12 protein-coding genes are annotated in these 14,834 nt (G+C 48.8%); 2 read left to right on the forward strand and 10 right to left on the reverse strand.

Annotated elements, in window-relative coordinates; all coding sequences use genetic code 11:
• Positions 1 to 75: 75 nt before the first annotated feature.
• Entirely contained in the window at positions 76 to 753 is a 678-nt protein-coding gene (locus tag BLV50_RS18050; protein ID WP_063567751.1) for a TIGR00266 family protein, read from the reverse strand.
• Positions 750 to 1,145, reverse strand: coding sequence for a winged helix-turn-helix transcriptional regulator (locus BLV50_RS18055; protein WP_063567750.1), 396 nt, complete (start codon positions 1,143 to 1,145; stop codon positions 750 to 752). Before BLV50_RS18055 ends, BLV50_RS18050 begins: the two co-directional genes overlap by 4 nt.
• Positions 1,146 to 1,308: 163 nt before the next feature.
• Here BLV50_RS18055 and BLV50_RS18060 point away from each other — a divergent pair, with 163 nt between their 5' ends.
• Positions 1,309 to 2,508 (forward strand): MFS transporter, encoded by a 1,200-nt coding sequence (locus BLV50_RS18060; RefSeq protein ID WP_072733806.1) that lies wholly within the window; start codon positions 1,309 to 1,311, stop codon positions 2,506 to 2,508.
• Positions 2,509 to 2,716: 208 nt separating this feature from the next.
• Positions 2,717 to 3,562 carry an aldo/keto reductase gene (locus tag BLV50_RS18065; RefSeq protein ID WP_072733807.1) on the forward strand — a complete coding sequence of 282 codons (846 nt, stop codon included), beginning with the start codon at positions 2,717 to 2,719 and terminating at the stop codon, positions 3,560 to 3,562.
• 251 nt (positions 3,563 to 3,813) lie between these two features.
• Here the strand turns inward: BLV50_RS18065 and BLV50_RS18070 are convergent, their stop codons facing one another.
• The 8 genes from BLV50_RS18070 to BLV50_RS18105 all read right to left on the reverse strand — a co-directional run bounded on the left by BLV50_RS18070 (position 3,814) and on the right by BLV50_RS18105 (position 14,594).
• Positions 3,814 to 5,913 carry a glycosyl hydrolase family 18 protein gene (locus BLV50_RS18070; protein WP_083584689.1) on the reverse strand — a complete coding sequence of 700 codons (2,100 nt, stop codon included), beginning with the start codon at positions 5,911 to 5,913 and terminating at the stop codon, positions 3,814 to 3,816.
• Positions 5,914 to 7,485, reverse strand: coding sequence for a chitinase (locus BLV50_RS18075; protein ID WP_090809204.1), 1,572 nt, complete (start codon positions 7,483 to 7,485; stop codon positions 5,914 to 5,916).
• Between the two features lie 377 nt (positions 7,486 to 7,862).
• Entirely contained in the window at positions 7,863 to 8,945 is a 1,083-nt protein-coding gene (locus BLV50_RS18080) for a pectinesterase family protein (protein ID WP_072733809.1), read from the reverse strand.
• Positions 8,942 to 10,054 carry a glycoside hydrolase family 88/105 protein gene (locus BLV50_RS18085; RefSeq protein ID WP_072733810.1) on the reverse strand — a complete coding sequence of 371 codons (1,113 nt, stop codon included), beginning with the start codon at positions 10,052 to 10,054 and terminating at the stop codon, positions 8,942 to 8,944. The genes BLV50_RS18080 and BLV50_RS18085 overlap by 4 nt, the downstream gene beginning before the upstream one ends.
• A 44-nt stretch (positions 10,055 to 10,098) precedes the next feature.
• Entirely contained in the window at positions 10,099 to 11,082 is a 984-nt protein-coding gene (locus BLV50_RS18090) for a LacI family DNA-binding transcriptional regulator (protein WP_063565929.1), read from the reverse strand.
• 32 nt (positions 11,083 to 11,114) lie between these two features.
• The gene (locus BLV50_RS18095; RefSeq protein WP_090809206.1) at positions 11,115 to 12,710 is read right to left on the reverse strand and encodes an extracellular solute-binding protein; all 1,596 of its coding nucleotides are present in this window, start codon (positions 12,708 to 12,710) and stop codon (positions 11,115 to 11,117) included.
• A 55-nt stretch (positions 12,711 to 12,765) separates the two neighbouring features.
• Entirely contained in the window at positions 12,766 to 13,647 is an 882-nt protein-coding gene (locus BLV50_RS18100; RefSeq protein WP_063565907.1) for a carbohydrate ABC transporter permease, read from the reverse strand.
• 29 nt (positions 13,648 to 13,676) lie between these two features.
• Positions 13,677 to 14,594, reverse strand: a complete 918-nt coding sequence (locus tag BLV50_RS18105) for an ABC transporter permease (protein ID WP_063565906.1) — start codon at positions 14,592 to 14,594, stop codon at positions 13,677 to 13,679.
• Positions 14,595 to 14,834: the final 240 nt, after the last annotated feature.

Genomic DNA, 14,834 nt, shown 5'->3' on the forward strand with positions numbered 1-14,834 from the left:
CTTGAGCTTCATCCTATCTTATAACGATTGTCGGAACGCATGCGTTTCAACGTTGTACATTTTCAGCGGAAAACATTAGCGTGAAGGAATAAATTGCTTGACCCATTGACCAAATCCATGCGGATTACGGCTCTGGATCAGGACTGTACCTTCACCTCGAAATCGGCATACCAATCCTTCTCCACTGGTCACGCTAGATAACCAACCTTGTGAAGCTTTCTCAATGCGATAATTCATATAATTGGGCCATGCGACCAAGTGGGCATTATCCACGATCACTTCTTCACCCGCAGCCAGATTAATCGCATGGATTGCACCATAGGATGATAGGAACACTGTTCCTCGCCCACTGATCTCTATAATAAAGAAACCCTCTCCCGAGAAGAGACCTTTCTTCAAGTTTTGCATTTTGGTATTCACCTGGATGCCTTCCGTTCCGGCCAGAAAACCATCTTTCTGTACGTAGAGCGAATAGGAGCCATCCAGTTCAATCGCCTCCACATCCCCCATGCTGGAGGGTGACAACAGAATTTCCGCAGATCCCCCTGCAGCCGTTAATTCCTGAAAAAAGAATTTCTCGCCGCTGATCATTCGTCCGAATCCGGCAAACATACCGCCTTCAGCAGATCCCTTCAAGTCAACGGTTGGTGTCATGGATACCATGGCCCCGCTTTCTGCCTTGAACCGTTCTCCCCGTTGCAATTGCACCTTAAGCATCGCAAATGCACCATCATATAGAATTTCATAGTTCACGGCTTCATCAGCTCCTTATTGTCCGTGTTAAAATCATTTAACCCATTATCCTCTAACACTGAGAATTTGTCTCCGTATTCCTTAATAATGTGCTGATCTCCCCAGTTACAAAGGGCATTCAGAATCGGTTCCAAACTTCGGCCATACTCACTCAGTTCATACTCCACCTTGGGAGGTACCTGATTATACACAATGCGGTTCACAATCCCGTCATCTTCAAGCTCCCTCAGCTGCTGTGTTAACATTTTCTGCGTAATTGCGGGCATAATACGTTTGAGATCACTAGTGCGTTTCTTCCCGTGTGTCAGATGGCAGAGGATAACGCATTTCCACTTGCCACCGATGACTTCAAGTGTCGCTTCAACTGAAATATTATACTTCTTTCTGATCATGCTGAATGTCCTCCCGGAAATTGTTATTCATAAAAGCAATTGCTATATAGGCACTAAAAAGTACGTAGGGTACTAAAAAGTACGTACTATTCATTTTATGTCGAATAACTCATAATAGCATTTGCCGGTACGTAAATCTACATTCTGGGGAGTTGAACAAGACATGTTACATGATTCAAAACGCAGTACCTGGGCACTGCTGGCGCTGGCAATCAGTGCGTTTGCCATCGGCACCACTGAATTTATCAGCGTTGGTCTGCTGCCCCTTATTGCAGATGACCTGGGCATTTCCGTAACGACAGCGGGACTGACCGTTACTTTATATGCATTAGGCGTAACCTTCGGGGCACCGATTCTGACATCATTGACGTCAACGGTGTCACGCAAGACGCTGCTGCTTGCCATTATGGTTGTTTTCATCGCTGGTAACACCATGGCGGCGCTCTCGAGTGGAATTACCATGCTGCTCATTGCGCGAATTGTCTCCGCCTTGGCACACGGAGTGTTCATGTCCATTGGTTCCACCATTGCGGCAGACCTGGTTCCTGCAAACCGACGGGCGAGCGCTATTGCCATCATGTTCTCTGGTTTGACCATTGCTACAGTAACTGGTGTACCCCTGGGTACACTCATCGGTCAAAACTGGGGATGGCGCGCAGCTTTCATTCTTATCGTTGTCGTAGGTGTTGTGGCCTTTATCGGCAACATGCTTCTCGTGCCATCCACGTTGCAACGCGGAACGCGAACTGCCTTCCGAGAACAACTGAAGCTGGTAACAGGCGGACGGTTGCTGCTGGCTTTTGCCATTACCGCCGTGGGATATGGGGGAACGTTTGTGGTATTCACTTATCTGTCCCCACTATTGCATGATATCAGCGGGTATTCCGAGAAAACGGTCGCGGGAATTCTGCTGCTGTACGGGATCGCCATTGCTATCGGCAATATTATCGGGGGGAAAGCCGCCAACCGCAATCCGCTCAGAGCACTCTTCTATATGTTTATCATCCAGACCGTTATTCTGGGCATACTGTATTTCACAGTTCCATTTAAGCTGGCAGCGTTACTCACGATACTCGGCATGGGTCTGCTTGCCTTCATGAATGTGCCAGGGCTTCAGACGTACGTCGTGACGCTCGCAGAACGTTATGCTCCACAAGCCAAAGACGTCGCCTCCGCCTTCAACATCGCAGCCTTTAACGCAGGTATCGCAATAGGTGCATATTTGGGCGGTGTAATCACAGATTCCATCGGTCTGATTCATACCACATGGGTTGGTGCAATTATGGTTCTGGCTGCTGTTCTTCTGACTGGTTGGGCAAGAGCGCTTGATCGTAAACATCCCTATTCCCCATCAGAGTCGTAAGACAGGTTAGGAGGTTCGGTCAGATATCAGCCTAAACACGCGTCTTTCCTAGGTTGAAGCTGCAACTCGGAACCGGTTTCGCCTTTATTTTAATCTAGTATAATACGTTAATTCGAATTTAATCTACTATGACTTAATGAAGGAAACTAGAATTTATCGTTTAACATCGTTACTATCATTTTGATTCATAATATGAGGAGGACTTCACATGACAGCACAACATTTACAATCCACAGTAGCTTTAAATAACGGCGTTCATATGCCTTGGTTCGGACTGGGCGTATTTAAGGTAGAAGAAGGAGCTGAATTAATCGAGGCCGTTAAACAAGCCATTGCTCACGGTTACCGCAGTATTGATACAGCTGCTATATACGGCAACGAATCCGGTGTAGGCCAAGCGATTGCCGAGGCATTGAGAGAGAATAATCTGAAACGTGAAGAATTGTTCATTACGTCCAAAGTGTGGAACGCAGACCTCGGATATGATGAGACGCTTGCGGCATATGAGACAACGCTGAACAAACTTGGACTGGAATACCTGGACCTGTATCTAATTCACTGGCCAAAAGCAGGGAGATACAAAGGCGCATGGAAAGCGATGGAGCAGCTGTACAAAGCAGGCCGCATTAAAGCCATTGGCGTCAGCAACTTCCAGATTCATCATCTTGAAGATCTGTTGCAGGATGCTGAAGTGAAGCCAGCAATTAATCAGGTAGAGTACCACCCTCGTCTGACTCAAGCTCCACTTAAAGCATTCTGTGAGAAAAACGGAATTCAATTGGAAGCTTGGTCGCCGCTCATGCAGGGTCAACTTCTGGACAATCCGGTTCTGACCGAAATTGCCACTGCAAAAGGTAAATCGGTAGCACAAGTCATCCTGCGCTGGGACTTGCAAAACGGTGTCATCACCATTCCCAAGTCTACCAAGGAAAAACGTATTGTCGAGAACTCTTCCATCTTCGACTTTGAATTGTCCAATGATGAGATGGAGCGTATTAGCGCCCTGAACGAAGATGTTCGCGTTGGACCTGATCCTGACAACTTTGATTTCTAATTGATGATTCTAATTATGTCGGAGTATATTTCCTCTAGATAAACTAAGTAGGGCAAAGCCTTGTTGGAGCCTGCTTTGACATACCATAGCCAAAAACCACCGGATCAAGAGCCGGTGGTTTTTGGTCTTCCCTTTTCTTATCTTCTTCTGTTTAGCGCCGAGAAACAATCCATGTGTCATATTCTCTTTCCACTAACTAAGCTCGCCAACACTGCACATTTCAATTAAAAATGTTGTATTTCAATTTTTAACTATTGAAGCTGCCACAAGGCAGGAACGTTGGATGGTTCCCATCCTGACAAGGAGGTGTGGGGCTGCAAACATTTATACGTCTTGCCGCTATATGTGACCAGTTGTCCCGCAGTATAAGCTGTGTTGACCTGCCATGCGGATACACCAGGATTTGTCGTTTCGGCGGCTGTCTTCACACTCACCGCGTTGCTCGCTGCAGACACGTTGCCTGCCGCATCCTTTGCTTTTACCGTAAATGTATACGAGGTATCCGCAGCAAGTCCGCTGATCGTTGCCGTCGTACCGGTTACCGTTGTTGCCAGTGTCGTTCCGTTGTACACGTCATAACCCGTTACACCCACATTGTCAGTGGATGCCGACCAACTCAGCGTTATGCTGGATGTGGTTTGTGCCGTCGACGCAAGGTTCGTTGGTGCAGTTGGCGCTTGCGTATCACCTCCCGGCTGAGCCGTTGTGCTTACAGTTACAGCATTACTGGCTGCAGACAGATTACCTGCTGCATCTTTTGCTTTTACCGTGAAGGTATAGGAAGTACCCGCTGTAAGTCCGCTGATTGTTGCTGTCGTTCCGGTAACCGATGTCGCAAGATTAGCGCCATTATAGACGTTATAACCGGTAACCCCTACATTATCCGTTGAAGCATTCCAAGCCAACGTTACAGAGTTTGCCGTCACACCTGTCGAACGAGCATTCCCGGGTACGCTTGGTGCCGTCGTATCTACTGGTGGCACTGTACCTCCAGTAGGCAGATCGGCTTTCAGTTTGTTTTGAAGTGTTTTGTTACGGTCACCGCTGAGCTCCCAGAACATCGCTCCGCCGAGTCCTTTGCTCTTGATATAAGCCGTTTTATATCCAACGGACTCCGCATCGTCATAGCTGATAAAGCGCTTGTTGGACGCATTATAGAGATATGGCACTTTGGCTGTGTCATTCCAGTAACGCGTGTACCCGTTTTTGTTGATGTAATTGGCTTCCAGATCGTAGAAATCAAAAGAGCCTGCTTCCCATGTTCCAACGGAAGAACCACCCGTGCACGTCTGATACTGTCCGTTGCCTGCTTGTGCGCATCCATCCCAGCCACGACCGTAGAATGGAACACCAAGCACGAGTTTAGCGGCCGGTACACCTGCATCCAGATGCCCTTGTGCTCCGGCTGCCACATTAAATGTATTGGCATCTGGCACGCCAGCGGCTGAAGCTGCAGGATCATAGTTCAACGGCGCATTATGTGCGCTGATTTTTTGCCAAGCCCCGTTAAAATCGTATGTCATAATGTTAATCCAGTCGACGATGGCAGCAATTTTTGCAAGCTCCGTATTGGAAGCATAGGTCGCAGATGCACCGCTTGCAATCGTAAGCAGATACTTCTTGCCGTCCACAGCTCCCGCTGCATCCAATTTTTCACGGATTTTGCTCAGGAGCAATGTGTAGTTTTGCTTATCTTCAGGACGTTTGCTGTTACCATCGAGACCGCCTGATACCGGGTACTCCCAGTCCAGATCTACCCCGTCAAAATTGTACTTCCGCAGGAAGTCAACAGCAGAGTTCGCAAAGACCTCTCGAGTTGCAGCAGTCGCGGCTACATCAGAGAAACGGTTGGACCACGTCCATCCTCCAACGGAGATAATAGTCTTCAGGTTAGGATTAGTTTGTTTCAACTTGTTAAGCTGATTGATATTACCTGCAATGGGCTGATCCCACGTATCCCCTGCAAATGTCTTGCCCGTATCGATCCATGGATCGCCGAGCACAATCGTTCCGTTCGGTACATTGATCGTTTGGCTTTTTTCATTCTGACAGGTCCAGGTTACAGGATTGGGGCCCGAAGGGTCCGGATTTCCATGAATGCCGTTCCAGCAAATATCAGCAAAAGCATAGTTGATATGCGTCACTTTGGTCGGATCGATATCAGCTACATTATAGTTTCTGCCGTACGCAGCCCAGGACGGATAGTAACCAACAATTTTATAAGAATCTGCTGCTTCGGCCGTAGCAGGTTGGAGCGCGAAGGAAGGAACGATGACGGATAAGAGCAGGGACAGACCAAGGAAAAACTTTGCAGTCTTCTTAAAAGCAGTGTGTTTATTTAAATGTATCATTTAATACACAACCTCCTCTGTCTTTTGCGTGCTAAGCCCATTCAGGAATGGACGATGTGCGTTCGAGAACTGGTTATTCGTATACGCGTCCCAGTTGATTGACCAGGTCATAATGCCCTTGAGACCGGCATAGCCCGCAGGCTGGCGCAAGGTATAGGAACCGCCGTATGATACTCCTTTGATCAGATAATTCAATGCCTTTTGCAGCTCAGCTGGCGCCGTATAGCCGCCTCCAGCCGCTTGCTGGGAAGCTGGTACGCCAATCGCGATCTGGTCCGGGCGCAGAGGACTAAAGAATGGACCCGAGCTTCCGCCTACGTTAAACCCTTGAAGCAGCATTTCGGCCATGGCGACATGGAAATCGGCTGTTCCTTGAGCGTAAGAACGTCCATCCAGCCCCACCATCGAACCGGTGTTATAGTGCTGCACATGAAGTAGGGTCAGGTCATTGCGCAAGGCATGAATCACTGGAAGATACGCCCCCCAAGGACCACCATAGTTCAGATATCCGCCTTGTACATAGGCCGTTTCCGGTGCAGCGGTCAGGACGAAATTAGCACCAAAGTGTGATTTAAGCGCTTTCACGCCGTTAATCAGGTTAACGATCTTCGGAGTCGTTGGACTGCGGAAGTCGGTATCGCCCGCATTTAAAGACAGGGAGCTTCCTTCAAGATCGATGTCGAGACCATTGAATCCGTAAGTTGAAATAATGGATTTTAGGGAATCCTCGAACTGTTGTCTCTTGGTCGCATCTGTGAGCTCAATCGTGCCATTGGCTCCCCCCATAGATATCAGTACCTTCTTCCCTTGGCTTTGAAGGTACGCAATGTCCGACTTGAACTCTTCTACCGTAGCGTTATACGGAGTAAAAGCGAGCGTTCCGCTGCCGGGTGAAATCGGCTCGGCAAAGGAGACATTAATAACATCATAAGCTGTTGAAACGTTGCGCAGTTTAATGTTGGTAGAGCCATTATCGAAGTTGTGCCAGTAGCCGATCAGCCATTTGCTGCCGCTAGGCCCAGGATTCGAAGATCCGTTGGAAGTGGTAACGCTGAGAGAGGTGCTTGCTGCGGACAGATTGCCTGCCGCATCTTTTGCTTTGACTGTAAAAACATATGTGGTGCCAGCTGTCAGTCCTGTGACTACAGCCGTAGTCGTTGAAGTGTTCGCCGCGAGAGAACCGTTCCGGTACACTTCATATCCGGTTACGCCCACATTGTCCGTGGAAGCGTTCCAGGTAAGATTGACCGATGTATCCGTGACGAGGGATGAGGTTAAACCTGCAGGGACGGTAGGTGGTGTCGTATCCGGAGTTGGAGTTCCCCCTCCCGTACCTTCCCCGACGTATTTCCACAATGCAGGCACATTTGAGGGCTCCCATCCGGTCAAAGCCGTATGGGGCTGAATACATTCATAATCTTTATTTAAATAGGTTACTAGATCTCCTTGTTTGTATGCGGTGCCTGCCTGCCACTGGGCAGCGGCGTCTGCTCTTGGTGCAAACCACGTAATAATCAGAAGAAATGCCAAAGCGAATGTAATGACCGGGCGGAATCGAACAGCTTGATTCAAGCAAAATCCCTCCTGTATTCAGATTATTTTCACCTTGCAAACAAAGCTTCACTGGTGCACTTACATGTGATCCGCGATCTATAGAGCTTATAAAACCGTCTGACGATGAGTATCGCTTCACTCCCTTCCCTTATCAAAATGGACCTTCCCTCTCGTATTCTTTTTTTGCAGACATCATCCAAATTTACAGGGAATTTACAGATCCTCACCCTGTATTTAATCAGTAAAATGCAATTGAGATAAGGGATAAATTATTTCTATGGGGGGCGAAAAATGTAATATACCGCACAAAAAGGCCATCTACCAAGTCATTAAGAGACTTGATAGATGGCCTTTTTTTATTTTTATTTTATAAATAAACGGATGTATTACAACGCTTATTTTAACTTCGAGGAGACTAGTTCAAATGACAGCAGACCTTCGAAAGGTTGCCACCCATCCTCACCGGATAAAATAACAGGCACAGTATATTCGGCCGCTTCCTGATCACTGAGTATTTTCGCCCACGGAACTCTCCCCATCACACTTCCGGCCCCAGGTCCGGCACTATGATATTCGAAGTACGCTACCGTCGCTTCCGCATCGTTCTTGTTCCAGTTATGCCAACCCTCCTGCTTCACATGCGCCCCCATCCAGCAGTTCAGGAAGCAGACTTTGGCATGATTTCGCCACGGTCTGCCTAGATATACGGACTGAACGGGGGCGTTGCTGGTCAGGTCACAATCGATAAACACATAGCCATAACGTGCATCCTCTGGTGTGGAAGCAGCCGTGATCCAGCCATTCACTTCTCCCTCTGCAGCAGCAGCATCGCACAAGCGATTCTTCGCAAAAATCTCACAGCCCTGGAACACTGCCGTAGCCGAGCCAAAAATAAAATCCACATCGCCCTCAATGTAACAGTCCTCATAATATTGGCGCAGCTTCCGCCGCTCTGCCCCGTCACGCGGTCCCCCGAAGAAACTCCGGTCAATGGGCTGCTCGGGCAGCGGTCCGGTAAAGATCGTGTCCTGGTGACCTATAAATCGGCAATGCCTGAAGGCTGCCCGGTCCCCATCCACGTAGACAGCCAACGCCTGACCCACCTCACGACCAGGTCCAGCCGAGTTGATGAAGGAAAGTCCTTCAGCGGTGAAATCATCTGCACCAATAAAGGCCGTGTACGAATGAAAGGTATGATACAACTCCCCGTTCGGGAACTTTTTGAGCGCATAATCATCATACCTGATGATAGTCTGATCAGCTCCCGCACCGACGAGGTGAACCATCGGCTTCTCGATGTGTAGTTTTTCAATATAAGTGCCTGGCTTTATGCGAATCGTATACTTTTCAGTGCAGTCGGCCGGAATCGCATCAATGGCAGCCTGAATAGTGGGAAAATCGCCGCTTCCGTCCGCAGCAACCAGGTAACCATTCCTGTACAGATCCACATCTGATCCATGTGACAGAGGTTTGTTCATGGCAATCGCTCCATTTCCAGCGCAGCCAGCAAGAGCGGTGCCATGCCCATAAACGAGTCGCTTACAATCTGCTCGCCGACATAATAACTGTATGAACCATCCCGATCCAGACTGAGCCCTGCCCCGTGACAGATCGCGTTCAGCTTCACGCCTTCCTCCGTTTCTTCCATCAAACGGGACGTCAGTCCCTGCCATCCCTTCTCTGCGGCCTGCCTGAAATGCGGCTCAAGGTAACGCAAGCGAACGCCCTTCGCCATGGCATACACAAACATGCTTGAACCGGAAGCTTCCAGATAATTGCCCTTGCGGAATCCCTGGTCCAACACCTGGAACCAGAGCCCGCTCTCCTGCTCCTGTACACGTACCAATGCATTACACATGCGCTCGAAGATGCCAATGATTGTGCCCCGTTGCGGATGATGGATCGGGAAGTGCTCCAGACTATCCACGATTGCCATCGCATACCAGCCCATCGCCCGGCTCCAGAAATGTGCGGAGCATCCGGTTACGGAGTCGGCCCAGATCTGCTCCTTCGATTCATCCCAGCCATGATAGAGCAGACCCGTGCGCGGATCACGCGTCTTGCGTTCGATTAGCAAAATCTGATGAGCCACTTCATCCCACAGATCAGGTCGGTCAAACGTCTTAGCATAATGCGCCAAGAATGGGGACGACATATACAATCCATCCAGCCACATCTGGAACGGATAGATTTTTTTGTGCCAAAATCCGCCCTCCGACGTTCGGGGCTGTCCAGCGAGCTGGGCTGCGAGCAGATGCGCAGCTTCAGCGTATCGCTGATCCCCGGTGGTTTCCAGCAATTCGAACAGGTTCTTGCCCTGATTAATCTGATCCAGGTTGTACTCTTCCAGGGAATACGTTCCGATGGAACCATCCTCCTGAACATACAGATCCATATGTCTTTTCATAAAAGAAACATACTCGTCCTTGCCGTATTGCTTGCCAGTGCGTGCCATTGCCATTAACGTCATTCCCTGAACATATGCCCACCGTTCCGAAGGAAACACATGATAGCCCTCTCCATCGCATTGCTGGCAAATCATCTCCGCTATTCGCTCCGACCAAGATAACTGCGTCTGTACTTGCATAAAAGAACCCTCCCTGGACCTTGAATGTTGTACTCAGCCTATCCTTAATGCTCAGACACCTGCTGACGGCAAACTGCCGTCGAATTGCGATGATTCAGCTTCGGTTGGATAATCACCGGATAATCCGTCTGCTCATCACGGATCAACGATACGATCAACTCTGCTGCCTGTGCTGCCAGTTCATCCAGCGGCGGGCCAATGGTGGTTAGCGCCACCTCGGCATACTGCATATCCGGCAGATCATCATAACCGATTAACGAAATATCATTCGGCACATTGTAGCCGGCTTCCAGCAAAGCCCGCAGCGCGCCTCGGGTCACCAGGTTGTTCAAGCCAATAAATGCCGTTGGCGAATCTGATTCAAACGTATAATTCCGAATGGCAAAATAACCATCCTCCCAGGAGGAATGTGCAGGCAGCACATGGCGTTGATCAAAATCAAGGCCTGTGCGCTGCAACGCTTCCCGATACCCTTCAAGCTTGATATTTTGGGAGTTGCCAATGAAACCAATCCGGCTATGTCCCAGTGATTTCAGATGCTCAACCGCTTTGTATATGCCCTCTTTCCGGTCAATCTTGATGTAAGGGGAATTCGGGGCTTCATCTGTACCAAGCACAAAACATGGCATGTTGAGTGTCGCGAACTTTTTCCAGAAGGCATCCCGATTGTCCAGCGCATAATCCCACAGGATACATCCATCCACGCGAAGCTGGCTAAAAACATCCAGCCCATCATCCGCGACGACCAAAATCATCTGGTATCCCCGCTTCTTCAGCTCCGCGTGCAGATTGCCCGATATATTCGAAAACAACGGATTGCTCAGTTCATCAAGAACAAAGCCAATAATGTTGCTTCTGCCGGTGGAGAGCTGCTGTGCCATAATGTTTTTTCGATATTGATGCTTCTCCGCAACCGCAAGCACCTTCTGCCGCGTCGCCGGTTTGATACGGGGATCACCGTTGAGCGCCTTGGATACTGTGCTGTAGCTCACTCCCGCTAATTTGGCAATGTCCTTAATGGTTATCAAAATCAATCAACACCTCTCAACCCTTGGGAAGCTTATTGCTGTGCAGCCTTATACCGGTCATATTGCGCCTGTCTGCCGGCAATAACCTGCTCAATGTTCATTTTTTTCAAAGTTTCAATATAGCTGTCAAACTGGTCCAGACTGGCATCTCCACTTATAAATTTGAAGTTCATCTCTTCCACATATGTCGTAATATCCGGCATGGACATGCTCTCTACACTCGCCTCATCTGGCAGAGCATATACAAATGGAAACGGCTCGTGGATGTAAGGCTCCAATTCATTGTCGAGCTTGGCATGCCATTCGGCCACAACGGAATCCGCCGAATCGGTAGACTGAATGTTCGGCAGATTCACGGGACCAATGCCGAGTTTCTGGATATAGTCATTATCTTTGCCTTTGTCCGTGAATGTCTTCACGCCATTCTCTTCGGTGTACGTATCATCCTTGATTCCCCACGTATAATACGTCTGCGCTTCTTCACTAACCGCATAATCCAGGAAACGGAAGGCGAGTTCAGGATTTTTGCTATCTTTGGAGATTCCAAAAATCCCACTCACAGGAGTACGTCCAATATAGAACTGGTCTCCATGCGGTCCTTTCAGTGGCAGAATGCCTTTGAAGATGGGCTCCGCCGGATCATAATCCTTGAACAGCGGGCTGTAGACCATCGACATGTACCAGCTAAAATTAAACGTGGCTCCGGTTACATCCTGCGAGATGCGGGAGGTCACCTGATCACTTGTGGTACTGGCATAGTCCACCCCGAGCAGTCCTTCTTTGTACAGCCCGTTCAGGTACGACAGATATTCCTTGTAGGCAGGCTCGTAATAGCTGAAATGCACCTTACCCTGGTCATCAGCATAGAACTGATTGGACAGATCGAGGCCAAAAGCAGGACCAAATGCCATCGGCACAAACTTGGATTCCATGGACAACGGTATTTCATCCGCCTCGCCGTTTCCGTTCGGGTCGTCTGTCTTGAATTTGCGCAGCATCGCTGTGAACTCATCCAGTGTCGTAGGTTCGTTCAGCCCCAGCTTCTTCAACCAGCGTTCATTCACCATAAACAAGGGCATGTAGTTTTTCGTAAGCGTTTGCTGCGGAACATAATACATTTTACCATCTGGCGTCGTTAAACTGGCTTTGACGGAGGGGGATTTGTCGTATATTTTTTTGAGATTCACACCATACTTCTCCACTAGGTCATTCAGCGGAATAAACAGACCACTGTTAATGTATTTCATGAGCTGATCCTGATCCGGCAGATAGACGATATCCGGCAATCCTGTTCCGGCCGCAAGCCTTGGATTCACCGCATCTGCATAATTCTGCGGCGGAATGAGATCCCAATCGACTGTTACCCCGGCATTACTCTCAATTTTCTTCACAATCTCGGCAGTAGAGAGATCCACGTTAGTCGTCCATGCGTTAGTCCCGAGAATCGACAGCTTGGCATCTTTCTGGTCCGTTACCGGACCTGCCCCTGTGTAGTTGAACGCTGGCTCCGAGCTTGGTGAAGCACTGCCCTTATCTCCCCCTACTCCTGTACTGCTGCTGCATCCGGCGAGACTGATAGCAAGAATCACCGCGAGAACACTTTTTCTTCCGGCCCCTCTGATTATCATCCGTTATTCCTCCTTGTTATGAACAACCTTGGGTGAAGCATGGTGATCAATAAGGCTATCCTTTCACGGCTCCGAGGGTAATCCCTTTGACGAAGTACCGCTGGATAAAAGGGTAGATCGTAACGATTGGCAAAATGCTGACCACAATCGACACATACCGAACCTGAAGTGTGGACACCGCGAGCGCACCCGTGGTCATCGTGCCACCCATTTTTTGCATGACCTCCGGTGATGCCATGATCAGCACCCTGCGCAGGAACATTTGCAAGGGCTGCATATCCTGTTTGCCCAGATATAGCAGGGCTGAGAAGAAGTTGTTCCAGTGGAATACGGCGTAATATAGCGTCAGCACAGCAAGCGTTGGCTTGATAATGGGTATCGCCAGACGATACAGCATCGTCAGTTCATTGGCCCCGTCTATGCTTGCACTCTCGAAGATTTCATTCGGAATACCCTCAAAGGCTGAGCGGCAGATCATGACGTTAAACGTAATGACCAGCACAGGAAGCACCATCACCCAGCGGGTGTTATATAGCCCCAGTGACGTAATCAGCATGTAGACCGGGATGAGTCCACCCGAGAAATACATGGTGAAGGCGATGAAAAAGTTCAGCTTTCTGCGCAGGAAAAATTGCTGCCTGGATAACGGAAATGCAGCGAGGCACGTAGCTACAATATTCAGCAATGTACCTATAACGGTGTACCACAGGGTGTTATAGAAGGACACCCACAACTCCCGGTATTGGAGCACCATCTTGTACCCGGACAAGGTGAATCCTACTGGCCACAACGCAACCTTTTGTTTGTCAATCGCATCAACTGAGCTGAATGAAATGCTGATCACGTACAGAAAAGGATACAGCGTAACGACGACTGCCAATATGGTCAGCAGGTAGACAAATCCGTAGAATAACCGGTCACTTCTCGATTTTTGCATACAGGTCTCCTTTGGGTCGGGATATGGTCTTACCAGAGTGACATCTTGGTCAGACGCCGGGTCATCGTATTAGCCGCGAACACAAGCACAAAGGTGATAATGGAGTTGAACAGTCCGACGGCTGTCGCAAATCCGTAGTTCTGTCCTTCAATCCCCATTCGGTATACGTAGGTGGATAACACGTCTGCGGTCTCATAGGTAGCACCGTTATAGAGCAGATATACTTTCTCAAATCCTACGCTCATGATACCGCCAAGCGACAGGAGCAGCAGGATGACAATCGTTGGCTTGATGCTGGGAAGTGTCAGGTGCCATAGCTCCTGGAATTTGTTGACGCCGTCAATTTTGCCGGAATCGTACATTTCGGGGTCAATGCCCATAATGGCTGCAATGTAGATAATGGAGCTGAAACCAAAGCTCTGCCAGATATCGGAGCTGGTGAATATCGTTCGGAACCATCCGGCGTCCATCATGAAGTTCACTTTCTCCATACCGAGCTTGGCAATCAGGGTGTTCACGATCCCGTCCGTGGGTGACAGGAAGTTAATAATCATGCCCGCGACCACGACGGTGGAGATGAAATGCGGAAGGTAGGTGACGGTCTGGGCGAACCGCTTGAACGTCTGATTCTTGATTTCTACAATACAGACGGCGAACAGAATGGGGATGGAGAAGCCGAACAGGAGCGGCAGGAAGGCGAGCAAAAACGTATTGCGCAGCAGCCTCCAGAAGTAGATGGAATTCACGAACTGATCAAACCACCTCAGGCCCACCCATTCCCCGCTGAACATTCCCTGCCCCGGCATGAAATTGCGGAAGGCCAGCAGCATGCCCGGCATGGGAACATACATGAAGATGACGTAATACAGAAAAATGGGTGAGAACATCAGCAGCAAATACTTATCCCGTTTGATCAGGCTGAACAGCGTGGACATGCGATTTTTCACTTCATAGACTCCCCTTCGCATTAAAATTACAACGTTTGAATTTTTGAACACAAACATGCCACTTCATGCATAAATCAAATCATCCCCTTAAATACAAAAACCGTTAAACCCCTTTACTAATGGAATATTAATACAAATATGAATCGATTGATGAAGTAAATATAAACTTAAGCCTATAATTACAACGTTGTAATTTTTCCCTAAATGTATACGCTTACATAAACTATTTTTCCCATCTTA

It is taken from the genome of Paenibacillus sp. 276b, assembly GCF_900107875.1.
Classification (GTDB): Bacteria; Bacillota; Bacilli; order Paenibacillales; family Paenibacillaceae; genus Paenibacillus; species Paenibacillus marchantiae.